This is a genomic window from Rathayibacter sp. VKM Ac-2801 (assembly GCF_009834245.1).
In the GTDB taxonomy this organism is placed as follows: Bacteria; Actinomycetota; Actinomycetes; order Actinomycetales; family Microbacteriaceae; genus Rathayibacter.
Map to the genome: position 1 here is coordinate 1,283,394 of NZ_CP047183.1, position 22,713 is coordinate 1,306,106.

Here is a 22,713-nt window from a genome sequence, read left to right on the forward strand (position 1 = left end):
TTCCTCTCTCGAAAGGTCGTCCCTGTGTCCGCGCGCACCGCTCCCGTCTCCACCCGCGACTCCGTCGGCGCCGCCGACCGGGTCGGACGACGCGCCTGGGTGGCGCTCGCGGTGCTGATGCTCCCGGTGCTGCTCGTCTCGGTCGACAACACGGTGCTGAACTTCGCTCTCCCCTCGATCGCCGAGGATCTCGGCCCCTCCGGCACGGAGCTGCTGTGGATCGTCGACGCCTACCCGCTGGTGCTCGCCGGCCTGCTGGTGGCGATGGGCAGTCTCGGCGACCGCATCGGGCGCCGGCGCCTCCTGCTGGTCGGCGCGGTCGGCTTCGCCGCCGTCTCGGTCGTCGCCGCGTTCGCTCCCACCGCCGCGGCGCTCATCGGCGCCCGCGCGGCCCTGGGCTTCTTCGGCGCGATGCTGATGCCCTCGACGCTCTCGCTCCTGCGCAGCGTCTTCCCGAACCGCGACCAGCGCCGCCTGGCGATCGCGATCTGGGCGACCGGCTTCGCGGTCGGCTCGGGCGTCGGCCCGCTGGTCGGCGGCGTGCTGCTCGAGCACTTCCCCTGGGGCTCGGTGTTCCTGCTCGCGGTGCCCGTGCTGCTCCCGCTCGTGGTCCTGGTGCCGATCCTGGTGCCGGAGTCGCGCGACCCGCAGCCCGGCCCTGTCGACGTGGTCAGCATCCTGCTGTCCCTGGCGACCATGGCGCCGGTCGTCTACGCGGTGAAGTCCTTCGCCGAGCACGGGATCGACGCGGTCGGCGTCGCGGCGCTCGTCGTGGGCGTCGTCTCGGGAGTCCTGTTCGTCCGCCGACAGCAGCGCCGGGCCTCGCCGATGCTCGATCTCTCGCTCTTCCGCCGCGGCTCGTTCAGCGCGGCGATCGTGGTCAACCTGCTCAGCGTGACCGCGCTGGTCGGCGGGCTCTTCTTCCTGTCGCAGCACCTGCAGCTCGTGGTCGGGCTCTCGCCGCTGGAGGCGGGTCTCGTGCTGGTCCCCGGCCTCGCCGTGATGATCCTGGCCGGGCTGGGCGTGGTGCCGATCGCGCGCCGCGTCGCTCCGCGCCTCGTCGTGCCGGCCGGGCTGCTCGTCTCGGCCGTCGGCTACATCCTGCTGGCCCTCGGCAGCGGGGCCCCCGGAGGAGCGTCCGCGCTCACCGTCGCCGTCGCCTTCGCGTTCCTCGGCCTCGGCATCGGCGCGGCCGAGACGGTGTCGAACGAGCTGATCCTGGCCAACGCGCCCGCCGACAAGGCCGGCGCCGCCTCCGCCGTCTCCGAGACCGCCTACGAGCTCGGCGCCGTCCTCGGCACCGCGACGCTCGGCACCGTCCTCACCGCCGTGTACCGCGGGGGAGTCGTGCTGCCCGAGGGTCTCGACGCCGCGCAGGCGCAGCGAGCCGGCGAGACTCTCGGCGGCGCCGTGTCGGTCGCGGGCGAGCTGCCCGCCGACTCCGGCGCGAGCCTCGTCGCGTCGGCGAGCGCGGCGTTCGACGCGGGCGTCGGCTGGTCGGCCTGGCTGGGCGTCGTCCTCGTGCTGGCCGCCGCCGCGGTCGGCGCCTGGCGCCTCCGCCGGAGCTGACGCTCCTCCTCCCGCCCGCCCGGCGGGGACGCGTGCCCCGGACCGCGGCGCGGGCGGCCCGCGAGTACGCTGGGGGGACTCCGACCCCGTACGCCTGAGGACCGCCATGCCCCGCACCGTGAAGCTCGCCGTCATCCCCGGAGACGGGATCGGGCCCGAGGTGACCGCCGAGGCCGTCAAGGTCCTCGACGCCGTCACCGCCGACTCCGACCTGGTGCTCGAGACGACCACGTTCTCGCTCGGAGCCGCCCGCTACCTCGAGACCGGCGACGTCCTCACCGACGAGGACCTCGCGGCGATCGCGGGGCACGACGCGATCCTCCTGGGCGCCGTCGGCGGGGCACCGGGCGACCCCCGCCTCCGGGACGCGAACATCGAGCGCGGGCTGCTGCTGCGGCTGCGCTTCGAGCTCGACCACTACGTCAACCTGCGGCCCACCCGTCTCTACGCGGGCGTCCCGTCGCCGCTCGCGGCTCCCGGGGAGGTCGACTTCGTGGTCGTCCGCGAGGGCACGGAGGGGCCCTACGTCGGCACCGGCGGCTCGATCCGGCAGGGCACCCCGCACGAGGTCGCCAACGAGGTCTCGGTCAACACCGCCTACGGGGTCGAGCGCGTCGTCCGCCACGCGTTCGAGCTCGCCCGCGCCCGCCGCTCGACGCTGACCCTCGTGCACAAGACGAACGTCCTCGTCTTCTCCGGGTCGCTCTGGAAGCGGATCGTCGACGAGGTGGGGGCCGCTTTCGAAGACGTGGCCGTCGACTACCTCCACGTGGACGCCGCGACGATCTTCCTGGTGACCGACCCTGCTAGGTTCGACGTCATCGTCACCGACAACCTTTTCGGCGACATCCTGACCGATCTGGCCGGCGCGATCAGCGGCGGCATCGGACTCGCGGCCTCGGGCAACATCAACCCCGACGGCGCGTTCCCCAGCATGTTCGAGCCGGTCCACGGATCCGCGCCCGACATCGCCGGACGGCAGCTCGCCGACCCGACCGCCGCGATCCTCTCGGCGGCGATGCTGCTGGACCACCTCGGCCGGAGCGACGAGGCCGCCCGCGTCACCGCGGCCGTGACCGCCGACATCGAGTCGCGCGACGGCACCCCGCGCTCCACGGCGGCGATCGGCGACTCCGTCGTCGCCCGCCTCCGCTGATCCCCCGCAGAAGGACACCACCACGATGAGCACCGACTCCGCCCCCGCCGACCTCGCCTTCGAGGTGACCGCCGCCCCCGCTCCCCGCTCCGAGGAGGAGCGCGCTCGGATCCTCGCGAACCCCGGCTTCGGCATGCACTTCACCGACCACATGGTCGGCCTCCGCTGGACCCGCGCGGACGGCTGGCACAGCGCCCGCGTCGAGCCCTACGGCCCGCTCGCGCTCGACCCCGCCGCCGCCGTCCTGCACTACGCGCAGGAGATCTTCGAGGGGATGAAGGCCTACCGCCACGAGGACGGCTCCGTCTGGACCTTCCGCCCGGAGGCGAACGCGCGCCGTCTGCAGCGCTCGGCTCGCCGCCTCGCGCTGCCGGAGCTCCCGACGGACCTCTTCGTCGAGTCGCTGCGGCAGCTGATCGCGGTCGACGGCGACTGGGTGCCCTCGGAGCCGGAGACCAGCCTCTACCTGCGCCCGTTCATGTTCGCGCAGGAGGCGTTCCTCGGCGTGCGCGCGGCCGAGGACGTGGCCTACTCCGTGATCGCCAGCCCCGCCGGGGCCTACTTCTCGGGCGGCGTCGCCCCCGTGTCGATCTGGCTCTCCACCTCCTACGCCCGAGCGGGCAAGGGCGGCACCGGAGCGGCGAAGACCGGCGGCAACTACGCCTCCTCCCTCCTCCCGCAGCAGGAGGCCTACAGCCACGGCTGCGCGCAGGTCCTCTTCCTCGACTCGCAGGAGTCGCAGTGGATCGAGGAGCTCGGCGGCATGAACGTGGTGCTGGTGAAGAAGGACGGCACGCTGGTGACCCCGGAATCGGACTCGATCCTCGAGGGCATCACGCGCGACAGCGTCCTGCAGCTCGCCGAGGACCGCGGCCACCGCGTCGAGCGGCGCCGCGTGAGCATCGACGAGTGGCGCGACGGAGTGGCCTCCGGCGACGTGGTCGAGGTGTTCGCCTGCGGGACCGCCGCCGTGATCACCCCGATCGCCGAGCTCAAGGGCGAGGGCTTCTCCGTCGGCCGCGAGGGCGCGCCCGCCGGAGAGCTCACGATGTCGCTCCGGGAGGAGCTGACCGGCATCCAGTACGGACGCCGCGAGGACACGCACGGATGGATGACGAGGCTGGACGCATGAAGATCGCACGATTCGCCACGCAGCGCGACGGGGACAACGGGGGAGCGATCCACTTCGGGATCGTGGACGAGGACGACCTGGTCGTGCTCGCCGGCGATCCGATGTTCGCCGGGTTCGACACCACCGGGGAGCGCATCCCGATCGCGGAGGCGAAGCTCCTCGCGCCGGTGATCCCGCGCTCCAAGGTCGTCGGCATCGGCAAGAACTACGCCGACCACGCGGCCGAGATGGGCGGCGACGCCCCGGCGGAGCCGCTGGTGTTCCTCAAGCCGAACACATCGGTCATCGGCCCGGACGAGGCGATCGTCCTCCCCGAGGACAGCCAGCAGGTGGAGTTCGAGGGCGAGCTGGCGATCGTGATCGGCGCCGTGGCCCGCAACGTCCGCGCGGAGGACTACGAGGACGTGGTCTTCGGGTACACGATCGCCAACGACGTCACCGCGCGCGACCTCCAGCGCGCGGACGGCCAGTGGACCCGCGCGAAGGGCTACGACACCTTCTGCCCGCTCGGACCGGTCATCGAGACCGAGTTCGTCTGGAACGAGAGCGCCATCGAGACGCGCGTCAACGGGCGCGTGCAGCAGTCGGGCAGCACCGGCGACATGATCCACGGGGTGCCCGAGCTCGTGGCCTACGTCTCGCGCATCTTCACGCTGCTCCCGGGGGACGTGATCCTCACCGGAACGCCCGCCGGTGTGGGGCCCATCGCGAACGGGGACACCGTCGCGGTGGACGTCGAGGGCATCGGCACGCTGTTCAACCCGGTGGTCGTCCGGCGCTGAGCCCGGGCCCTCCTCCGGGGAGGGTGAGCATGTCCGGCCCGCGCGATCCTCGGATCCCGCGGGCCGGACGCGTTCGAGCGCGACGTCAGTCGGCGCTCGCCGGGTCGCTGCCGACGGCGCCCTCGGTCCCGTCGGGCAGATCGGCGTCGCCGGAGGCGGTGTCGCCTGCGCTGTCGCCGTCGGTCACGGCGTCCGCGACGCCGCGGTCGATCGCGGTGCCCCCGGGGGCGGCCCCCGCAGCGGAGACGTCGGCCGCGTCCTCGCCGGGCAGCACCGTGTGCGCACCGCCGGTGTTCGGGACGGCGTCGCCGCCGGATCCGGGAAGGTCCTCGTTCACGTTCTGGTCGGCCATGCCGGCTCCTCTCGTCGGGCCTCCAGAACAGCACGCGACGGGCCCCTCCGCAGGACGTTGACAGAGCGGGGACGAGCGGGCAGAGGGCGGGGACGAGCGCTCGGACGGGCCGCGGAGTCCGGCGGCGCGCCTTCACCGTGCTCCCCGGCCGTGTCAAGCGGACTCCCTCCGGGGCCCTCTGGTCGTAGCGTCGAGCTATGAACTCCTCCCGCACCGACTCCGTCAGCCGCATCGCCCGGGAGGACTTCGGCTGGTCGTCGCTGCTCCCCGGTCAGCGCGAGGCGATCGAGTCGGCGGCCTCCGGGCGCGACACGCTGCTGGTGCTGGCGACGGGCGGCGGCAAGTCCGCGGTCTACCAGATCGCCGGAGCCGAGCGCGGCGGCGTCGTTCTGGTCGTCTCCCCGCTCGTCGCTCTGCAGGCCGACCAGCTCGCCGCGATCGAGGCCGCTCCCGCGGCTCCGCCCGCCGTCGCGATCAACTCCTCCCAGGGCGCCGCGGCCGTCGCCCGCGCCTGGGACCGGATCGACGAGGGCGGCCCGCTCTACGTGCTCCTGGCGCCCGAGCAGCTCGCCAAGCCCGAGAATGTGGCCCGTCTGGCGGCCGCGGGAGTGTCGCTCCTGGTCGTCGACGAGGCGCACTGCGTCTCCTCCTGGGGCCACGACTTCCGCCCCGACTACCTCCGCCTGGCCGACGTGCGCGGCGAGCTCGGCGACCCGCCGGTGCTGGCGATGACGGCCACCGCCTCCGGGCCGGTGCGCGATGAGATCATCGAGCGCCTCCGGATGACCGACCCCGAGATCCAGGTGCACGGCGTCGACCGTCCGGAGATCCGGCTGGTGGTCCACCGCCACGAGAGCGAGAACGAGAAGCGCGCCGCGGTCGTCGAGGAGGCGCGCAGCTGGACGGCTCCGGGCCTGGTCTACGTGGCCACCCGGAAGGAGACGGAGGCCTACGCGGCCGACATCGCGGCGGAGGGGCGCCGGGTCGCGGCGTACCACGCCGGGCTCAAGGTGTCCGAGCGGAAGGTCGTCCACGAGCAGTGGCGCGCCGGCGAGCTCGACGTCGTCGTCGCGACCTCGGCATTCGGGATGGGCATCGACCGGGCCGACGTCCGCTTCGTGCTGCACGCCACGACCACCGAGTCGCTCGACGCCTACTACCAGGAGATCGGCCGCGCGGGCCGCGACGGCGAGCCCGCCACGGGCGCGCTGCACTACCGCGCCGAGGACCTGGGGCTCCGCCGCTTCTTCGCCAAGCGCTCGGTCGACAAGGCCGCGCTGCGCGTGATCTGGGCGGCCGTCTCGGAGCAGCCGGGGCTCGACTCCGCGGCGCTCGCGAAGGAGCTGGGGAAGCCCGCCCGCACGATCGCCCGGATCGTCAACGACCTCGCGGACGCGGGTCTGGTCGAGACCGGGTCCGGCCTGCGCGCGACGCGCGAGGCCTCCGGCGATGAGGCCGTGCACGCGGTGAAGGAGGCGCTGGCCTCCCGCGAGCGGATCGCGGAGTCGCGCCTGTCGATGATGCGCGCATACGCCGAGACCAGCCAGTGCCGTCGCCGGGTCCTGCTCGACTACTTCGGCGTCGAGTCGGCCGAGTGGTGCGGCAACTGCGACGGCTGCGAGCGGCACGAGGCGAGCGGCGAGACCGCCGAGGCACCCGTGGACGCGCCTCTGAGCGTCGACGAGTCGGTGGAGCACCGCGAATGGGGCGCCGGCACCGTGATGAGCGTGGAGGCCGACCGGGCGACGATCTTCTTCGAGTCCGAGGGTTACAAGGTGCTGTCGTTCCAGGCGCTCGAGTCCGGCGTCCTGCGCGAGCGCGAGCACGCCTCCGCCTGACCCCTGCTCTGCGCGTCGGTCGAGCGCCGTCCGCGAGATGCCACTTCGGTACGGCCGGCACGGCGTGTCGCGTACCGAAGTGGCATCTCGCGGGGGGTGGTCAGACCTTCGAGACGGCCGAGCTCACGTCGGTGGGCTTCTCGTAGTCGCCGTCCGGGATCGCGCGGAGGGCCTCGAGGACGTCTCCGTCCGCTCCCTCCTTCTCGGCGGTCTCGACGATCGTGTCCTTCGAGGCGGGGTAGTCGATGCCCGAGAGGTACTTCTGGATCTGGATCGGGTTGGGTGCGTCCATCGTGCTGTCCTTTCGTCGCCTTGCTGAGTGTTACGAGTGCTCTTCGGCGAAGAGCCGGTCGAAGGCGTCGACGCGCCGGTCGGTGACCGTCGTGGGCGTCTCGAGGTGCACGGCGCCGCTGGGCACGAGGCCCGCGCCGCCGAAGCGCTCCATGACGCGCCACTGCGCGGCGACGTCCTCACCGCTGTGCTCCGGGGGCAGCTGCTCCCAGAAGTCGAAGCCGCCGACGGCCAGGAGGGCGTCGCGGCGGTAGAGGACGCAGGCGCCCAGCCAGGCGACCCGGTACGCGCGCCAGGCGCCCTCCGGGACGTCGAGGCGGGCGGCGACGTGCGTGAGGTTGGCGGCGTTGTGCAGGGGCCAGCGCTCGAACGCGGGGGTCCCGCGCCGCACCCGCTCGGGCTCGACGCGCTCCTCCCAGGTCTCGAACGACTCGGTCTCGTGCGGGCGCACGTCCTCGAGGTAGGACAGGCCCTGCACCGCGGAGCCGACGAAGCCGCAGTCGAGACGCTCGAGGGCCTCGTGCAGCCGCGCGAGCGTGCCCGGCTCGAGCCACACGTCGTCGTCGAGGAAGAGGACGGCGGGGGCGGTGGCGAGGGAGAGGAGGAACTGACGCTGCTCCGCGAGCCCGCGCCGGGGGAGGTTCCGCCGCACCACCGGAGCTCGGCCCTGCGCCTCCAGCACGCGCAGCATCGCGAGGATCGTCGGGTCGCTCCCGACGACCGCGTCGTCGGACTGGTCGCTGACGATCACGCGGAAGGGCGGATCGTCCTGGGCGGCCAGTCCGGCGAGCGTGGCCGTGAGCTCGGCACGGCGGCCGACGGTCGGCACGAGCACGTCGATCAGCGGCTGGTCGGGAGCGTCCGCGACCCCCCAGCGCCCGGACCACCGGCGGCTGGTCACGGCGCGGCAGATCGGATGCGCTGGACCATCTCGGTCGTGGAGTGCTCCGAGACGTAGCCGACGGTGGTCACGACGCCTCCGTACGAGCGGACGACGGCCGCCTCCGCGAGCATGTCGGGGTTGTAGTCCCCGCCCTTCACGTAGACGTCGGGCTGGACGCGCTCGAGCAGCGGGATGGGGGTGTCGCCGCTGAAGAGGGTCACGTAGTCGACGCAGCCCAGCTCGGCGATCACGCCGGCGCGGTCGCCCTCCGGGTTGATCGGCCGTCCCTCGCCCTTCAGCCGGCGGACGGAGTCGTCGTCGTTCACCGCGACCACGAGCACGTCGCCGAGCTCGCGGGCCTGGCGGAGGTAGGCGGTGTGGCCGCGGTGCAGGACGTCGAAGCAGCCGTTGGTGAAGACCACGCGGCGACCGCGGCGCGACTGCTCCGCGAGGACCTCGACGAGGGCGTCCTCGCCGAGCACGACGGCGCCGGGAGCGGCGAGGGAGGCGAGCAGGTCGTCGCCCGAGCAGACGGAGGTGCCGGGGCGCTGCACGACCACATCGGCGGCGGCCTGTGCCAGATCGACGGCGGTGGCCAGGGTGCGGCCGGCGGCGAGGGCGAGGGTGGCGGTCGCGGCGAAGGTGTCGCCGGCCCCGGACGCCTGCTTCTCCTCCGCGGGCTGCGCGAAGGTGCGGCTGACCGTGCCGTCGGCGTCGAGGGCGGTGGAGCCGTCCCGGTCGAGGGTGACGACGACGTGCCGGGCCCCCGAGCGCGCGCGCAGCTCCTCGGCGGCGTCGCGCACGGCGGCGGCCCGCTCCGTCCCGCGGCCGAGGGAGGCGCCGAGCAGCCGCTCCGCCTCCTTGGCGTTCGGGGTGACGAGATCCGGCCGGGCGAAGGCCCATTCGGCGAGCTCGTGCGCGTCGATCACGAGGAGGCCGGGGCGCTCGACGGCGAGCAGGCGCTCGACGGCGTCGCGGAGGATCCCCGAGCCGTAGTCGCAGACCAGGACGGCGTCGGCGCCCGCGGCGGCCTCGGCGGCGGCACCGGCGAGCAGGGCCAGCTCGTCGTCGGCCGGGCGGTGCGGGCCGGAGTCGACACGCAGCATCACGCTGTCGCCGCCGACCACGCGGGTCTTGATCGTCGTCGCGGCGCCGGTGCGGACCACCCGGGAGGTGTCCAGGCCGGCCCGCTCGAGGGCGCGCACGAGCCGGTCGCCCTCGGAGTCGCGACCGGCCACCCCGACCGTGCGGACGACGGCGCCCAGCGCGCGCAGGTTGGCGGCGGTGTTGGCGGCCCCGCCCGCGACGTCGACGACGTCCTCCAGCCGCAGGACCGGCGCGGGCGCCTCCCGCGTGACGCGCTCGGCCTCGCCGAGCCACCAGGAGTCGAGGATGAGGTCCCCGATCACGGCGACGACCGGCGGGCGCTCGTGGACGTGCGCCAGGAGCGCGCTCGCCCGCTGGAGCGCCGAGCCCTCGAGGCTCATCGAGCACCACCGGGCAGAACGGGGAGTCCGAAGTGGACGACCGTGGTGGTGGTCATCTCGTCGAGCAGCTCCGGGCCGTAGCCGAAGCCGGAGCCCGACGCGCCGCGGGGCTGAGCGCTGCCGCCCGGCGCGCCTCCGAAGACGCCGTTGACCTTCACGGTGCCGACCGGCAGCGTCGCCGCGGCGCGGTGGGCGTGCTCCATGTCGGCGGTGAGGATCGAGGCGGCCAGGCCGTAGGGGCTCGCGGCGGCGAGGCTCAGGCCCTCGTCGAACGAGTCGACGACGCGGATCGGAGCGACGGGCCCGAAGGTCTCCTCCGTCATCACCAGCATCGACTCGGTGCAGTCGGCCAGGACTGTCGCGGGGTAGAAGGTGCCGTCCCCGGGGGTGCCGCCGGTGAGGGTGCGCGCGCCGCTGCCGAGCGCCTCCGAGACGTGCTCGTGGACGGCGTCGCGCATCCGGGCGTCGACGAGGCGGGGGAGCGGGCCCGCGGTCCAGCGGTCGGCCTCGGCGACGAGCGCCGCCGTGAACGCCTCGGCGATGTCCCGGTGCACGTAGATCCGCTCGACGGAGGTGCAGATCTGGCCGGCGTTCGCGAAGGCGCCCAGAGCTGCCTGCTCGGCGGCCCAGACCGGGTCGACGTCGCGGTCGACCACGAGCGCGTCGTTGCCGCCGTTCTCGAGGATCACGTGCGCGCCGGTGACGGCGGCGACCCGGGCGAGCGCGCGGCCGGTGGCGGTCGAGCCGACGTGGGCGAGGACGTCGACGCCCTCGGTGCGCGCCAGCTCGTCGCCGATCGCCCCGTCGCCCTCGACCAGGGTCAGCACGCCCTCGGGCAGCGCCTCGGCGAGGATCGACGTGAACAGCGCACCGGTGCCCGGGCTGCGCTCGCTCGGCTTGTGCACGACGACGTCGCCGGACACGATCGCGGCGCCCAGCAGACCCGCGGCGACGGCGACCGGATCGTTCCACGGAGTGAGGGCGAGCACGACGCCGCGCGGGTGCGGCAGGGCCAGATCGACATTGAGGGCCCCTCCGCGCAGGCTCTTGCCCCGGTGGAGCGGGCCGAGCTCGGCGTACTGGAGCAGCGTGTCGACTCCGGCGCGGACGCCGCCGAGGGCGTCTCCGGCGGGCTTGCCCGTCTCCTCCGTGTTGAGATCGGCGAGCTCCTGCTCGCGCTCGGCCACGCGGTGGGCGGCGGCGCGGAGGAGGGCGCCGCGCTCGGCGGGCGCGGTGGCGGCCCACGCGGGGAACGCGGTCCGCGCGCGGCGGACGGCGTCGGCGGCGGTCGTGGCGGGGGTCGTGATGTCGATGGTCACGGTCACCTCTCGGTCGGGGGCGCCGCGGAGTGGCGGACGCATCCGTCCGGTACCCGGGTGGTGCGCGCCTAGACACGTCGCCTCCGGAATCCGCCCGGGTTCGGCGACACGGGCTCGCCGACGATCCGGTTTCGGATCGGCCTCGAGGGGGAAGTGGAGGAGTGCACCGTCCCCGGAGCCGCGCCCGCGCGCCTTCCGCACCTGAGAGGAACCCGTCGTGGTCGCCATCGCCCCCCTCCGAGAGCCCTTCGCCGGAGTCGAGAGGATCGCCGTCCTGCGCGGCGGCGGACTCGGCGACCTGCTGTTCGCGCTGCCCGCCGTCGACGCGCTAGCGGCCGCGTACCCGGGCGCCGAGATCACCCTGCTCGGGACGCCCGCGCACCGGGTCCTGCTCTCGGGCGTCGAGTCGCCGATCGCCGACGTCGAGATCCTGCCGGTGGCGCAGGGCGTCCGCGACGGCGAGGGGGAGGACCCCCGCGTCGTCGAGGACTTCACCGAGCGGATGCGCGCGCGCCGCTTCGACCTGGCCGTGCAGCTGCACGGCGGCGGGCGCTACTCCAATCCGTTCCTCCAACGGCTCGGAGCGCGCCACACGATCGGCTCGCGCACCGACGACGCCGCGGACCTCGAGCGGACGATCCCCTACGTCTACTACCAGCACGAGATGCTGCGGGCGCTCGAGATCGTCGGGCTGGCCGGGGCCGGAGCCGTCCGCCTGGAGCCCGTCCTGCCGGTCGACCCGGAGCGCCGCGACCGCCTGGCCGCGGCCCTGCCCGCGGGCGGCCCGCTCGTGCTGATCCACCCCGGAGCGACCGATGTCCGCCGCCGCTGGCCGAGCGCGTCGTTCGCCGAGGTGGCGACCGCTCTCCTCGACGACGGAGCGCGAGTGCTGGTGGTGGGAGACGCCTCCGACGTGCCCGCCGCCGATGAGATCGTCGCCGGAGCGCCGGGAGCGGTCTCCTGGGCGGGCGTCGTGGACCTCCCGGACCTGGCACCGCTGCTCTCGCTCGCCGACCTCGTGCTCGGCAACGACTCCGGCCCCCGTCATCTCGCCGCCGCGGTCGGTGCTCCGACGGTCGGCATCTTCTGGGTGGGCAACGCGATCAACGCGCAGCCCCTCGGACGGCAGCGCCACCGGGTGCAGCTGAGCTGGACCACCCGCTGCCCGGTCTGCGGCATCGATGTGACGCAGGTGGGCTGGACGGCTCCGCGCTGCGAGCACGAGCTCACCTTCGTCGACGACGTGCCGGTCGACCGCGTGCTCGAGGACGTCCGCGGAGTGCTCGCCTCCACCCGCTGAACCGCGAGATGCCACCTGTGGTGCTCGACATCGGCGTGTCGGCGGCACAGGTGGCATCTCGCAGCAGGGGGGATCCCGGGGTCCGCGTCAGCGGATCACGGCCAGGACGGCTCCTCCTCGTGGGTGATGACGAGCTCGCGGACCTCGCAGCCGCGCGGCTGGCCGAGGACGAACATGACGGCGTTCGCCACGTTCTCCGGGTCGTTCAGCAGCGCGTCCGGACCGGGCTTGTACTGCTCGTCGCGGTCGTCGAAGAAGCGCGTCTTCATGCCCGACGGGATCAGCGTGGTGACGCCGATCTCGCCCTTGGTCTCGGCCGCGAGCGCCCGAGTGAAGCCGAGCACGCCGAACTTCGACGCGCAGTACGCGGTCGCGTCCGACACGGCCTTGATCGCCAGCGAGGAGGCGACGGTGACGACGCGGCCGTGGGTCTCGGTGAGGAAGGGCAGGGCCGCGCGGACGACGGCCGCGGTGCCGAGGAGGTTCACGGAGATGACCCGCTCCCACTCCTCCGGCTCCACGTCGACGAGGCGGCCGCAGCGGTCGATGCCGGCCGCGGTCACGACGGCGTCGAGCCCGCCGTGCTCGCGGGCGATCTCGACGACCGCCTTCTCGGCCTCGCGGGTCTTCGCGACGTCGACCTGGTAGGCGGCGACGCCCTCCTTCACCGTCGAGACGTCGCGGTCGAGCACGATCGGGGTGCCGCCGGCGGCGGTGACCGCGGCGGCGACGGCCGCACCGAGCCCGGAGGCTCCTCCGGTGATCAGGACGCGGCCGATGGGGGTGGGAGTGGTGCTCATGGTTTCCTTCCGGGGGGTGGTCTGCGGGCCTCGTGAGCCGCGGGTCAGCCGACGCGCGCGAGCGCGGCGGCGAGATGGGTGGTCGAGCGGCCCGGGTGGTAGGGCACGGTCAGGACCCGGCCGCCCCACTCCGCGACCGTCGCCGTCTCGGGGAGGGACTCGGCGGAGTAGTCGCCGCCCTTCACCCAGACGTCGGGGCGGATGCGGCGCAGCGCCTCGTCCGGCGTGTCCTCGCCGAACACCAGCACGGCGTCGACGCACTCGAGCGCGAGCAGCAGGTCGACGCGGTCGTCCTCGGGGATGATCGGCCGCGCCGCGCCCTTGAGGCGGCGGACGGAGTCGTCCGAGTTGAGGCAGACGATCAGGCAGTCGCCGAGAGCGCGGGCGGCCGAGAGGGTGCGGGCGTGGCCGGCGTGGAGCAGATCGAAGCAGCCGCCGGTCGCGACCACGGTGCCTCCTGCCGCGCGGACGGCCTCGGCGACACGCAGGGCGTCGACCCCGCCGCCGTGGAGGGGCGCGGGGTCGGCGGGAGCCGACAGCGAGGCGACCCCTCCCGCGAGCAGGTAGGCGCCGGCCGCGGCGACGGCCGCCTGCACCGCCTCCGACGTGCCGGCGCCCTCGGCGAGGGCGACGGCGGCGGAGGCGGCGAACCGGTCGCCCGCGCCGCACGGGTCGGTGGGCGGAACGGCGACGGCCGGTGCGACGACCGGGACGCCGGCGCCGCGGGAGCGCAGCAGGGCGCCGGAGGATCCCATCGTCACGGTGACCGCGCCGCAGCCCCAGCGCTCGAGGAGGGTGGTCGCGGCCGACTCGGCGCGCGTCACTCCGCGGCCGACGGCACCGGAGAACGCCGTGGCCTCGGCCAGGTTCGGAGTGGCGAGCGTGGTGCCGGCGACCGGCTGCGAGCCCCGCGGGTGCGGATCCCACACCAGCGGCACGGTGAGCGCGTCGAGAGCCGAGCGGAGCGACGGGTCCTCGGTCAGGCGGCGGCCGTAGTCCGCGACGATCACGGCGTCGGCGTCGGCGAGCGCGGCGAGCATCGCGTCGGTCACGCCGGGGACGGGCGGCGTCTCGCAGCCGCGGTCGATCCGCACGACGGCCTGGCCGGAGGCGGCCACGCGGGTCTTCACCGGCGTCGGCGCTCCCGAGGGCCCGGCGATCAGACGGACGTCCGACAGCTCGGCGCGCAGCTCCGCCACGTCAGGATCCGAGTCCGCCGCGAGCGCGGTCACCAGCGTCACCTCGTGCCCGTCGCGGGCGAGCATCCGGGCGACGAGGCCGGCACCGCCGGCGCGGGCGCTGCGGGCCGACACGTCGACCACGGGCACGGGGGCGTCCGGGCTCAGCCGCTCGGCGGGTCCGGAGAGGTCGACGTCGAGCATCACGTCGCCGACGACGACGAGGTGCAGGCGGCTCACGAGGCGGCCGCCGTCCGCGCGCGGATCCGGTGCTCGAAGGCCCGGCAGAGCGCGTGCACGAGCACGAGCTGCGCCTCCTGCACGTTGGAGCCGTGGCCCTTTAGGGCGATCGCCTCGTCGCAGAGCTCCGTGAGCGGATTCGGCCCCTCGCCGGTCAGCGCCCACGAGCGGGCGCCCGCCGCACGGGCGGCCTCCGCGGCGTGGAGGAGGTTCGCGCTGCGTCCGCTGGTGGAGAGCAGCACCACGACGTCGCCCGCGCGGGCGTGCGCGGTGACCTGGCGCGAGAACACGTGGTCGAAGCCGTAGTCGTTGCCGATCGCGGTCAGGCTCGACGTCTCGGCGTGCAGCGAGATGGCGGAGAAGGGGACGCGGTCGCCGTCGAAGCGGCCGACGAGCTCGGCGGTGAGGTGCTGCGCCTCGGCCGCGGAGCCGCCGTTGCCCGCGGCGAGTAGGCGCGCGCCGGAGTGCAGGCGGTCGGCGAGCTCGACGCCCCAGGCGGCGATCCTGTCGGAGTGGCGCTCCAGCTGCGCGACCGCGTCGAGCGCGCGCGCCACGTGGTCGTCGACGAGGCGCCGCGCGGCGTCGGACGGGGTGTCCAGAGCGGTGTCGAGGGTCGCGGTGTCGATGGTCATCGTCGCGGAGCCGCCTTCCGGGTGGTGGGGGATGAGGGTGCGCTCGTGGCGCCGGTGAGGAGCGACTCGTCGCCGAGGCCGGCGAGGGTCGTGAGGTAGGCGCGCTCGGTGTCGGCGGCGACGCGGTCCCAGGAGTAGCGGGACTCGACGCGCTCGCGGCCGGCGGCCCCGTAGGCGCGGGCGCGGTCGGGGTCGTCCAGCAGCGAGCCGAGGGCTGCGGCCAGCGCGACCGGGTCGCGCGGGGGCACGTGGACTCCGGTGACGTCCTCGACCACGGTGTCGATCAGGCCGCCCACGGAGGAGGCGACGACCGGCACGCCGCACGCCATCGCCTCGAGCGGAGTGATGCCGAACGGCTCGTACCAGGGCGCGCAGACCACGACGTCGGCCGAGCGGAGCACCGCGGGCATCTCGGTCTGCGAGAGCTGGCCGACGAAGTCGACGCGGTCCGCGACTCCGAGGCTCTCGGCCACGCCGTGCAGCCGCTGGTACTCGGGGTCAGCCGTCAGCGCGTCACCGGAGCCGGAGCCGCCGACGACGACGAGCTCGGCGTCGTGGCCGGCCGCGACCAGGTGCGCGAGCGCCTCGATCGCGATGCCCATCCCCTTGCGCGGCACCAGGCGGCCGATGGTCATCAGCCGCGAGCGCTCGCCGCGCGGCGCGACCGGGCCCTCGACCGAGAACCGGTCGATGTCGACTCCGCAGGGCACCACCGAGATGCGCGAGGTCGGGACACCGAGCCCCTTGAGCTCGAAGGCCTCGTCCGAGCAGGTGGCGACGACGCCGTCGGCCCGCTGGCCCACGCCGGGCTCGAGCCAGGCGCGCTCCTCCGGGCTGGTGTCGAGTGCGCCCTGCTGGCGGCGCTTGACCACGCCCAGTGCGTGGAAGGTGTGGAAGACGGGCACGCGCCGCCCGGTGGCGCGCTCCACCCGCTCGGAGGCGTCGAGCGCGGCCACCCCGGACATCCAGAAGTGGCTGTGCACGAGGTCCGGCCGCTCCTGCAGCCACTCCTCGGCGAGGTCGACGGCGAAGTCGCCCATGAAGGGCAGCAGGTCGTCCTTGGACACGCGGCGCGCCGGGCCGGCGTCGATGTGCACGACCTCGACTCCCGAGGTGAAGGGCACGCGGCGGGGGAGGGAGGGGTCGTCACGGCGGGTGTAGACGACGACGCGGTGCCCGCGGCGGGCGAGCGCGTCGGCCAGCGCGGCCACGTGGACGTTCTGGCCGCCGGCGTCGACGCCGCCGAGGGTCGCCAGCGGGCTCGCATGCTCCGAGACCATGGCGATCGTGAGCGCGGGCGCGGCGGAGAGGTGCTGCGTCATCGGGTGCTCCCTTCCAGAGCGGGCTCCGGCGTCCGGCGCCCGGGGAGATCGGCGAGGACCTCGTCCCAGTCGCGGTGGAACCGGGCGAGGCCGTAGCGCGCGAGCGCGGCCTCGCGGGCGACGGCGCCGGCGCGGGCGGCGCGGTCGGGGTCCTCGACGAGCGCCCTGGCCGAGGCGACCAGGGCGTCGAGGTCGTTCGAGACCGCTCCGGCCTCGGGCGGGACGGCGCGTCCCGCCTCCGTCACGTCGAGTGCGACGACCGGCATCCCGAGGTGCATCGCCTCCAGCAGCGCGAGGCCGAGCGAGGTCCAGCGGAACGGGTGCAGGTAGACCCGCCGGCGGGCCAGGGCGGCGTGCATCGCCTGCGTGCGGACGTCGCCGAGGACCGTCACGTCCTCCAGGCCCGGCAGCTCGGCGAGCCGGTCGGTCTTCATCCCGAACACGTCCAGCGGAGCGACGGCGCCGAAGCGGGGGAGCAGGTCGGTGCCGGCGACGCGGCCGCGGCGGACGGGCTCGTTGACGACCACGCCGAAGTGCGGCAGCTCGCCGGTGTAGAGGGGGCCCGGGTCGTGGATCCCGTGCTCGATCACCGTGGTCCGCGTCGATCCGGTGTCCCACATCAGGGCGTTGAAGTGGGTGACGTGGACGATCAGCAGGTCGTCCCGGTCGGCGAGCGGGTGGCGGTTGTCCGGCACGTCCCCGCGCGGGGTGTTGTGCTCGACGTAGACGGCGGGCACGTCGCGGCCGAGGCGGCGCCCGAGCAACCGCTCCGCCTCGGCGAGCTCCTCGGGCCGCTGGAGGAGGACCGCGTCGACGTCGGCGTCGTGCAGCTCCTCGGGCGCGATCTCGACGGCGCTCGGCCAGTCGCGGCCGCCGGTGCCCAGGCCCCAGCCGTCGCGGGCCGGAGTGGTGGGGAGCAGGTAGGTGTGGGCGCCGCGGACGAAGGCGTCCGCCCAGCCGCCGTGCACGTGCCAGAGCAGGATCCTCATGCGATGGCCTCTCTCGGGGAAGTGGTGGGTCGGAGTCGGAGGGCGGCGGCGACCGCCTCCTCGGCGCTCACTCCCGCGAGGCAGGGATGGCCGGGGACGGGGCACACGCGGGCGCGCGAGCCGGCGCAGGGCGCCTCCTGGTCGCCGAGCAGCGCGACCGGGACGCCGTAGGGCGCCCAGCGCACGGCCGGGACGACCGGGGCGAACAGGCTGACCACCGGGGTGCCGACCGCGGCGGCGAGGTGCGCGGGGCCGGTGTTGCCGCAGATCACGACGTCGGCGCCGGCCAGCACCTCGGCGGCGCCGGCGAAGTCGGTGGCTCCGCCGAGGTCGATGCCGCGGGTGCCCGCGACCTCGGCCGTGAGAGCCCGCTCGCCCGGTCCGCCGGTGACGACGACCGCGAGGCCCGCGTCCGCCAGCAGCTCGACGGCGCGCGCCGCGTTCGCCGCGGGCCAGGCGCGGGCGGGGACGGCGGCCCCGGGGTGCACGACCGCGTAGGGGCCGATCCCCTCGAGAGCGGCCGGCAGCACGCCCTCGCGGCGCACGCGGAGCCGTCCGTCGTCGCCGGCGGGCAGCGCGAACCCGGCCGCCGCGGCGATCGCGAGCGCGCGCTCCGGCTCCGGCTGGTCCTCCTCGAGGGTCTCGCCCGGGACGAGGCGCACGTCGAGCAGGGCGCCCGCGAAGTCGACCGACGCGCCCGAGATGCGGACGACGCCGGCCAGTCGGAGCAGCAGTGCCAGCGGCAGCGGCGACTGGTGGAAGGAGGTGAGGATCACGGCCTCGTCCGGCGCGAACTCCTCGACGATCGCGCGCAGCTCGTCGACGAGCTCGGCGTCGACGGGGCGGGAGGCGTCGCCGATCCACGGGCACCACCAGGTGCGGACGGAGGAGGGCCCCGGCAGCAGCGCGGCGGCCGGCGCGCCCTGCGGACCGCTCAGCAGCAGCACCTCGGCGTCGGCCGCGATCGCGCGGACGGCGGGTCCGCACAGCAGGACGTCGCCCGCGCTGTCCAGGCGGGCGACGAGCACGCGGCGCCTCATTCGGGGTCCTCGTCGGGCTGCATCGCCAGCAGCAGCTCCACCGCCTCGAGGAGCGTCGCCGCCTGCAGCGGGGCGGCGTCCACCTCCTCGGCGCGGGTGATCGCAGTCGGCACCAGCACTCCGCGGGCACCGGCCGCGGCGGCGGCGCCGACGTCGGCGCCGATGTCGCCGATCACGGCGAGGGAGCGGGCCGGCAGTCCCAGTTGCTCGGCCGCGCCGAGCACCATGCCGGGCTCCGGCTTCCGGCAGGAGCAGCCGTCCTCGGGGCCGTGCGGGCAGAGCATCCACACGTCGAAGCCGCCGAAGAGCTCGTCGACGCGGCGGTTCACCGCGTCGGCCTGCCCGCGGTCGATGATCCCGCGGGCGATGCCGGACTGATTGGTGACCACGCCCAGAGCCAGTCCCGCCTCGCGCGCCCGCTCGACCGCAGCGAGGGCGGTGGGCATCGGGGCGACCTGCGCCGGGTCGCCGTTGTAGGGCACGTCGACCACGAGCGTCGCATCGCGGTCGAAGAGGATCCCCCGCAGTCGGGGGGCCCTCGTGCGCTCGTCGGCGCTCCGGGAGGAGGAGTCGTTCACCTCCTCCTCGTACCCCTCGATCGGGGATGTAAACCCCCTCCCGGAGAAGTCGGTCCCTCCGGGCGCGTCGCTCGCATCTGCGGGCGCCGCGTCTGAGGTTCGCGCAGCGGGGTACGGGGACTCCGACAGGAAGGAGGCGCCGTGCGCGCTCTCACCGCCCCGGACGGGACTCCGGAGATCCTCGCGCTGCGCGCCCTCAAGCTCGGCGACCTGCTCGTCGCGGTCCCGGCGCTGAAGGCCCTCCGCCGCGGCTTCCCGGAGCACCGGCTGATCATGGCGACCACGCCCTGGCTCGAGCCGATCGTCGACCTGGTCGAGGGCCTCGACGCGCTCGTGCCCACCCTCCACGGACTCGACGACCCGCTGCCGATGGCCGCCGGCCGGGTCGAGCTCGGCGTGAACCTCCACGGCAACGGCCCGGAGTCGCGGTTGCGGCTGCGCGAGATCGCGCCCGAGCGCACGCTCGAGTTCCGCGTTCCGGCGCTGGACCCGGGCGCGGGCCCGGGAGACCCGCGGCCGCTCTGGATCGACGGCGAGCTCGAGCGGGCCCGCTGGGCCCGCCTGGTGAACTCGATCGGTCTCGACGCCGACCCCGAGGACGTCGCGATCGCCGTCCCCGAGGCGCCCGCCTCGGCGCCCGGAGCGGCCGTCGTGCACATCGGGGCCTTCTACGGCTCGCGGGAGTGGCCGGAGGAGCGCTTCGCCGCGGTAGCGCGCTCCCTCGCCGCCGAGGGGCACCGCGTCGTCTACACCGGAGGCGCGAACGAGGCAGACCGGGCCCGTCGCGTCGCCGAGCTCGCCGGCACGGGCGAGGTGCTGGCGGGGGAGCTCGCGCTCAGCGGTTTCGCCGCGGTCGTCGCGGCCGCCGAGGTCGTGGTCACCGTCGACACCGGTGCCGCGCACCTCGCGTCGGCGTACGGCATCCCCTCGGTGGTGATCTTCGGGCCGGCGCCGCCCGAGGCCTGGGGCCCTCCCGCCTCGGGTCCGCACGTCGTGCTGACCGACGCCTCGCTCCGCCGCGGCGACGTCTTCTCCGCCGAGCCGGACCCGGCGCTGCTCGCGGTCCAGGTCGAGGACGTCCTCGCCGCCCTCGCGTCGCTCCCGACGCGTGCCGAGGCCCACCTCAGGCGGACTTCAGCCGCGTCGCCGGGCGCACCGGCGTGACCGTCGCCACCCGGGCCCGGGGCGCGCGCGGCTGATGGCTGCGCGAGGGGGCGCCGAGCCGGTCGGCGAGCTGCGCGAGGATCCGCCGCTGCAGGCGCGAGACCTGCATCTGCGTCGTCCCCAGCGCGTCCGCGATCTGCTGCTGGGTGCGCTCCTCGACGAAGCGCATCCGCAGGAGCTCGCGCTGCCCCTCCTCGAGCTCGGCGAGAGCCTCGGCGAGCCCGTGCCGCCGGTCGATCTCGAGCAGCCGCTCGTCCTCGCCGCCGAGGGTGTCGCCCAGGCCGACGCCCCCCTCGCCGACGGACTCGTCGAGGGAGAGCGGATGCCCGGCGAGGCGCGCGTCCGCCACCTCCGCGGCGTCCACGCCCAGGCGGCGCGCGATCTCGTGGTCGGACGGGTGGCGGCCGAGCTCCTGCGCCAGTTCGTCGGCGACGACGGCCGAGCGGCGGTGCAGCTCCTGCACGCCGCGCGGCGGCCGGATCATCCAGCCGAGGTCGCGGAGGTGGCGCTTGAGCTCGCCGGTGATGGTGGGGACGGCGAAGGCGGCGAAGCTGTCGCCGCGCTCCGGGGTGAAGCGGCGGGCGGCCTTGACGAGGCCCACGTACGCGACCTGGCGCAGATCCGCCCAGTCGCTGCTGCCGCGGGAGACCCGGCGGGCCATGGCCTCGGCCAGGCCCAGGTGGTCGAGCACGATGCGCTCGCGGATCCGCTCGCCCTCCGAGCCCTCCGCGCTCGCCGCGGCGTGGAAGAGCGAGAGCGTGCGGGCGTCCTTCTCCTCCCGCGCCGCCTCGGTGAGGACGCTCGGGCGGTCGGTGCGGGTGTCGAGGTCGATCGTGCTCATCAGTGCTCCTTCCGGGCACGCTCGCGCGGAGGCCCGGCGCGGCCTGCGGTGCGGCGCTCGGGCCCTCTCCACGAGAGGCCCATGGTCAGCGCACCACTGCTCCTGCCCGCCCGGGAGTCCGTTGACTCGGAGCAGTGCTTTCCGGTAGAAGCAGTGCCGGGCGGGCATCGGCGAGGCCGAGGTCCCTGTCCGACCGGGGCGAGCCGCTTCCGCACCCCCTGGATTCCGGGCGCCGCATGCCCACCCGCCGGTAGGATCGGCCTCGTATGTCTGAGCTCACCCCGCCCCTGGAAAGCGCGCCGGACGCGCACCCGTTCACGACCGCGACCGGGAGCGACGTCCGCGTCCGCTTCTGCCCGTCGCCGACCGGGACCCCGCACGTCGGCCTCATCCGCACCGCCCTGTTCAACTGGGCCTACGCGCGCCACACCGGCGGCACGTTCGTCTTCCGCATCGAGGACACGGACGCCGCCCGCGACAGCGAGGAGAGCGTGGAGCAGATCCTCGACGCGCTGCGCTGGCTGAAGCTCGACTGGGACGAGGGCGTCGGAGTCGGCGGCCCGCACGGCCCCTACCGCCAGTCCGAGCGCACCGGGGTCTACCTCGACGTGATCGCGCGCCTGACCGCCTCGGGGCACCTCTACGAGAGCTACTCCACGGCGGAGGAGATCGACGCGCGCAACGAGGCGGCCGGCCGCGCGAAGCAGCACGGCTACGACAACTTCGACCGCGACCTCACCGAGGAGCAGCGCGCCGCCTTCCGCGCCGAGGGACGCGCTCCGGCGCTGCGCCTGCGGGTGCCGGACGCCGACCTGTCCTTCGACGACCTGGTCCGCGGCCCGATCACCTTCCCCGCGGGCTCCTTCAGCGACTTCGTCGTGGTGCGCCCCAACGGCCAGCCGCTCTACACGCTGGTGAACCCGGTCGACGACGCGATCATGCAGATCACCCACGTGCTCCGCGGCGAGGACATCCTGCCCTCGACCGCCCGCCAGATCGCGCTGTACCACGCGCTGATCGACATCGGGGTGACGACGTTCGTCCCGCGCTTCGGCCACCTGCCCTACGTGATGGGCGACGGGAACAAGAAGCTCTCCAAGCGCGACCCGTCCTCGAACCTCTTCCACCACCGCGACCGGGGCTTCATCCCGGAGGGCCTGGTCAACTACCTCGCTCTGCTCGGCTGGTCGCTCACCCACGACCGCGACGTGTTCTCGATCGACGAGATGGTCGCCGCCTTCGACGTGGCCGACGTGAACCCCAACCCGGCCCGCTTCGACCTCAAGAAGGCCGAGTCGATCAACGGCGACCACATCCGCCTCCTGGCCGTCGACGACTTCACCGAGCGGACGGTCCCGTACCTCGTGGCGGCCGGGGTGCTCGAGGGCGAGCCGACCGCCGAGCAGCGCGCCGTGCTGGACGCCGCCGCGCCGCTCGTGCAGGAGCGGATCGGCCTGCTGGGGGAGGCCCCCGGCATGCTCGGGTTCCTCTTCACCTCCGCTGATGCCCTCTCCTACGACGAGGACGCGCTGAAGGGCCTGCCCGCGAACGCCGGCGAGGTCCTCGCCGCCTCGATCGGCGCCCTCGAGCTCGTCCCCGACTCCGAGTGGCTGACGGCCTCGATCCAGGAGGCGCTCGCCTCCGCGCTGATCGAGGGCCTGGGCCTCAAGCCCCGCATCGCCTACGGACCGCTCCGCACCGCGGTCTCCGGACGCCGGGTCTCCCCGCCGCTGTTCGAGTCGATGGAGATCCTCGGCAAGCAGGAGTCGATCGCCCGCCTCGACCGCCTGGGCGCTCACCTCTCCCGGCAGGCTTGACCC

The 22,713-nt window shown here is 74.7% G+C and carries 21 protein-coding genes; 8 read left to right on the plus strand and 13 right to left on the minus strand.

From position 1 onward, the window contains the following. Nucleotides 1–24: 24 nt before the first annotated feature. The 4 genes from GSU45_RS05885 (at nucleotide 25) to GSU45_RS05900 (ending at nucleotide 4,639) form a co-directional block, all read left to right on the plus strand. Nucleotides 25–1,569 (plus strand): MFS transporter, encoded by a 1,545-nt coding sequence (locus tag GSU45_RS05885; protein WP_244248236.1) that lies wholly within the window; start codon nucleotides 25–27, stop codon nucleotides 1,567–1,569. 106 nt (nucleotides 1,570–1,675) lie between these two features. Beyond that, complete coding sequence (locus GSU45_RS05890; protein ID WP_159913488.1) at nucleotides 1,676–2,725, plus strand: 3-isopropylmalate dehydrogenase; 1,050 nt, start codon at nucleotides 1,676–1,678, stop codon at nucleotides 2,723–2,725. A gap of 25 nt (nucleotides 2,726–2,750) precedes the next feature. Continuing rightward, the gene (locus GSU45_RS05895) at nucleotides 2,751–3,857 is read left to right on the plus strand and encodes a branched-chain amino acid aminotransferase (protein WP_159913490.1); all 1,107 of its coding nucleotides are present in this window, start codon (nucleotides 2,751–2,753) and stop codon (nucleotides 3,855–3,857) included. Next, nucleotides 3,854–4,639, plus strand: coding sequence for a fumarylacetoacetate hydrolase family protein (locus GSU45_RS05900; protein ID WP_159913492.1), 786 nt, complete (start codon nucleotides 3,854–3,856; stop codon nucleotides 4,637–4,639). Before GSU45_RS05895 ends, GSU45_RS05900 begins: the two co-directional genes overlap by 4 nt. Before the next feature lie 85 nt (nucleotides 4,640–4,724). Here the strand turns inward: GSU45_RS05900 and GSU45_RS05905 are convergent, their stop codons facing one another. After that, the gene (locus GSU45_RS05905; RefSeq protein ID WP_159913494.1) at nucleotides 4,725–4,991 is read right to left on the minus strand and encodes a hypothetical protein; all 267 of its coding nucleotides are present in this window, start codon (nucleotides 4,989–4,991) and stop codon (nucleotides 4,725–4,727) included. A 197-nt stretch (nucleotides 4,992–5,188) separates the two neighbouring features. On the opposite strand from GSU45_RS05905, the gene GSU45_RS05910 reads away from it, so the two are divergent. Then, nucleotides 5,189–6,829, plus strand: coding sequence for a RecQ family ATP-dependent DNA helicase (locus tag GSU45_RS05910; RefSeq protein WP_159913496.1), 1,641 nt, complete (start codon nucleotides 5,189–5,191; stop codon nucleotides 6,827–6,829). A 100-nt stretch (nucleotides 6,830–6,929) separates the two neighbouring features. Here GSU45_RS05910 and GSU45_RS05915 read toward each other — a convergent pair whose 3' ends face one another. From GSU45_RS05915 to GSU45_RS05930, 4 genes are read right to left on the minus strand one after another with little or no spacing between them, the layout of a single operon-like run. Continuing rightward, a complete protein-coding gene (locus tag GSU45_RS05915; protein ID WP_104223528.1) occupies nucleotides 6,930–7,121 on the minus strand; it encodes a DUF2795 domain-containing protein in 192 nt (63 codons plus the stop codon). Nucleotides 7,122–7,151: 30 nt separating this feature from the next. Then, complete coding sequence (locus GSU45_RS05920; protein ID WP_208543503.1) at nucleotides 7,152–8,021, minus strand: glycosyltransferase family A protein; 870 nt, start codon at nucleotides 8,019–8,021, stop codon at nucleotides 7,152–7,154. Beyond that, on the minus strand, nucleotides 8,018–9,490 hold the full coding sequence (gene rfaE2, locus GSU45_RS05925; RefSeq protein WP_159913498.1) for a D-glycero-beta-D-manno-heptose 1-phosphate adenylyltransferase: 1,473 nt from the start codon (nucleotides 9,488–9,490) through the stop codon (nucleotides 8,018–8,020). Before rfaE2 ends, GSU45_RS05920 begins: the two co-directional genes overlap by 4 nt. Next, nucleotides 9,487–10,809: an aldehyde dehydrogenase family protein gene (locus tag GSU45_RS05930; protein WP_244248237.1), complete on the minus strand. Its 1,323-nt coding sequence runs from the start codon at nucleotides 10,807–10,809 to the stop codon at nucleotides 9,487–9,489. Before GSU45_RS05930 ends, rfaE2 begins: the two co-directional genes overlap by 4 nt. Before the next feature lie 217 nt (nucleotides 10,810–11,026). Here GSU45_RS05930 and GSU45_RS05935 point away from each other — a divergent pair, with 217 nt between their 5' ends. Continuing rightward, nucleotides 11,027–12,109 carry a glycosyltransferase family 9 protein gene (locus GSU45_RS05935; RefSeq protein WP_159913502.1) on the plus strand — a complete coding sequence of 361 codons (1,083 nt, stop codon included), beginning with the start codon at nucleotides 11,027–11,029 and terminating at the stop codon, nucleotides 12,107–12,109. A 95-nt stretch (nucleotides 12,110–12,204) separates the two neighbouring features. Here the strand turns inward: GSU45_RS05935 and GSU45_RS05940 are convergent, their stop codons facing one another. Genes GSU45_RS05940 through GSU45_RS17070 form a run of 7 tightly spaced genes read right to left on the minus strand, consistent with a single transcriptional unit; the run spans nucleotide 12,205 to nucleotide 18,888 of the window. Next, nucleotides 12,205–12,909, minus strand: a complete 705-nt coding sequence (locus tag GSU45_RS05940; RefSeq protein ID WP_159913504.1) for an SDR family oxidoreductase — start codon at nucleotides 12,907–12,909, stop codon at nucleotides 12,205–12,207. 44 nt (nucleotides 12,910–12,953) lie between these two features. Beyond that, nucleotides 12,954–14,318 (minus strand): PfkB family carbohydrate kinase, encoded by a 1,365-nt coding sequence (locus GSU45_RS05945; protein WP_159916925.1) that lies wholly within the window; start codon nucleotides 14,316–14,318, stop codon nucleotides 12,954–12,956. 5 nt (nucleotides 14,319–14,323) lie between these two features. Next, complete coding sequence (locus GSU45_RS05950; protein ID WP_159913506.1) at nucleotides 14,324–14,959, minus strand: SIS domain-containing protein; 636 nt, start codon at nucleotides 14,957–14,959, stop codon at nucleotides 14,324–14,326. Beyond that, nucleotides 14,956–16,281: a glycosyltransferase gene (locus GSU45_RS05955; RefSeq protein ID WP_159913508.1), complete on the minus strand. Its 1,326-nt coding sequence runs from the start codon at nucleotides 16,279–16,281 to the stop codon at nucleotides 14,956–14,958. Before GSU45_RS05955 ends, GSU45_RS05950 begins: the two co-directional genes overlap by 4 nt. After that, entirely contained in the window at nucleotides 16,278–17,270 is a 993-nt protein-coding gene (locus GSU45_RS05960; RefSeq protein ID WP_159913510.1) for a glycosyltransferase, read from the minus strand. The genes GSU45_RS05955 and GSU45_RS05960 overlap by 4 nt, the downstream gene beginning before the upstream one ends. Further along, entirely contained in the window at nucleotides 17,267–18,310 is a 1,044-nt protein-coding gene (locus GSU45_RS05965; protein WP_167302045.1) for a glycosyltransferase family 9 protein, read from the minus strand. Before GSU45_RS05965 ends, GSU45_RS05960 begins: the two co-directional genes overlap by 4 nt. Beyond that, nucleotides 18,307–18,888 carry an HAD family hydrolase gene (locus tag GSU45_RS17070; protein WP_244248238.1) on the minus strand — a complete coding sequence of 194 codons (582 nt, stop codon included), beginning with the start codon at nucleotides 18,886–18,888 and terminating at the stop codon, nucleotides 18,307–18,309. The genes GSU45_RS05965 and GSU45_RS17070 overlap by 4 nt, the downstream gene beginning before the upstream one ends. 141 nt (nucleotides 18,889–19,029) lie before the next feature. On the opposite strand from GSU45_RS17070, the gene GSU45_RS05970 reads away from it, so the two are divergent. Further along, nucleotides 19,030–20,052, plus strand: a complete 1,023-nt coding sequence (locus GSU45_RS05970) for a glycosyltransferase family 9 protein (RefSeq protein WP_159913512.1) — start codon at nucleotides 19,030–19,032, stop codon at nucleotides 20,050–20,052. Here the strand turns inward: GSU45_RS05970 and GSU45_RS05975 are convergent. Then, on the minus strand, nucleotides 20,012–20,893 hold the full coding sequence (locus GSU45_RS05975; RefSeq protein WP_159913514.1) for a sigma-70 family RNA polymerase sigma factor: 882 nt from the start codon (nucleotides 20,891–20,893) through the stop codon (nucleotides 20,012–20,014). The two genes, GSU45_RS05970 and GSU45_RS05975, sit on opposite strands and share 41 nt — an antisense overlap. 266 nt (nucleotides 20,894–21,159) lie before the next feature. On the opposite strand from GSU45_RS05975, the gene gltX reads away from it, so the two are divergent. Next, a complete protein-coding gene (gltX, locus tag GSU45_RS05980; protein ID WP_159913516.1) occupies nucleotides 21,160–22,710 on the plus strand; it encodes a glutamate--tRNA ligase in 1,551 nt (516 codons plus the stop codon). The last annotated feature ends 3 nt before the right edge of the window (nucleotides 22,711–22,713 follow it).

Excerpts from the sequence above, each read along its gene's own strand:
- GSU45_RS05890 (WP_159913488.1), top strand. The coding sequence starts at position 1,676 with ATGCCCCGCACCGTGAAGCTCGCCGTCATCCCCGGAGACGGGATCGGG.
- GSU45_RS05895 (WP_159913490.1), top strand. The coding sequence starts at position 2,751 with ATGAGCACCGACTCCGCCCCCGCCGACCTCGCCTTCGAGGTGACCGCC.
- GSU45_RS05900 (WP_159913492.1), top strand. The coding sequence starts at position 3,854 with ATGAAGATCGCACGATTCGCCACGCAGCGCGACGGGGACAACGGGGGA.
- GSU45_RS05905 (WP_159913494.1), bottom strand. The coding sequence starts at position 4,991 with ATGGCCGACCAGAACGTGAACGAGGACCTTCCCGGATCCGGCGGCGAC.
- GSU45_RS05910 (WP_159913496.1), top strand. The coding sequence starts at position 5,189 with ATGAACTCCTCCCGCACCGACTCCGTCAGCCGCATCGCCCGGGAGGAC.
- GSU45_RS05915 (WP_104223528.1), bottom strand. The coding sequence starts at position 7,121 with ATGGACGCACCCAACCCGATCCAGATCCAGAAGTACCTCTCGGGCATC.
- rfaE2 (WP_159913498.1), bottom strand. The coding sequence starts at position 9,490 with ATGAGCCTCGAGGGCTCGGCGCTCCAGCGGGCGAGCGCGCTCCTGGCG.
- GSU45_RS05940 (WP_159913504.1), bottom strand. The coding sequence starts at position 12,909 with ATGAGCACCACTCCCACCCCCATCGGCCGCGTCCTGATCACCGGAGGA.
- GSU45_RS05950 (WP_159913506.1), bottom strand. The coding sequence starts at position 14,959 with ATGACCATCGACACCGCGACCCTCGACACCGCTCTGGACACCCCGTCC.
- GSU45_RS05955 (WP_159913508.1), bottom strand. The coding sequence starts at position 16,281 with ATGACGCAGCACCTCTCCGCCGCGCCCGCGCTCACGATCGCCATGGTC.
- GSU45_RS05960 (WP_159913510.1), bottom strand. The coding sequence starts at position 17,270 with ATGAGGATCCTGCTCTGGCACGTGCACGGCGGCTGGGCGGACGCCTTC.
- GSU45_RS05965 (WP_167302045.1), bottom strand. The coding sequence starts at position 18,310 with ATGAGGCGCCGCGTGCTCGTCGCCCGCCTGGACAGCGCGGGCGACGTC.
- GSU45_RS05975 (WP_159913514.1), bottom strand. The coding sequence starts at position 20,893 with ATGAGCACGATCGACCTCGACACCCGCACCGACCGCCCGAGCGTCCTC.
- gltX (WP_159913516.1), top strand. The coding sequence starts at position 21,160 with ATGTCTGAGCTCACCCCGCCCCTGGAAAGCGCGCCGGACGCGCACCCG.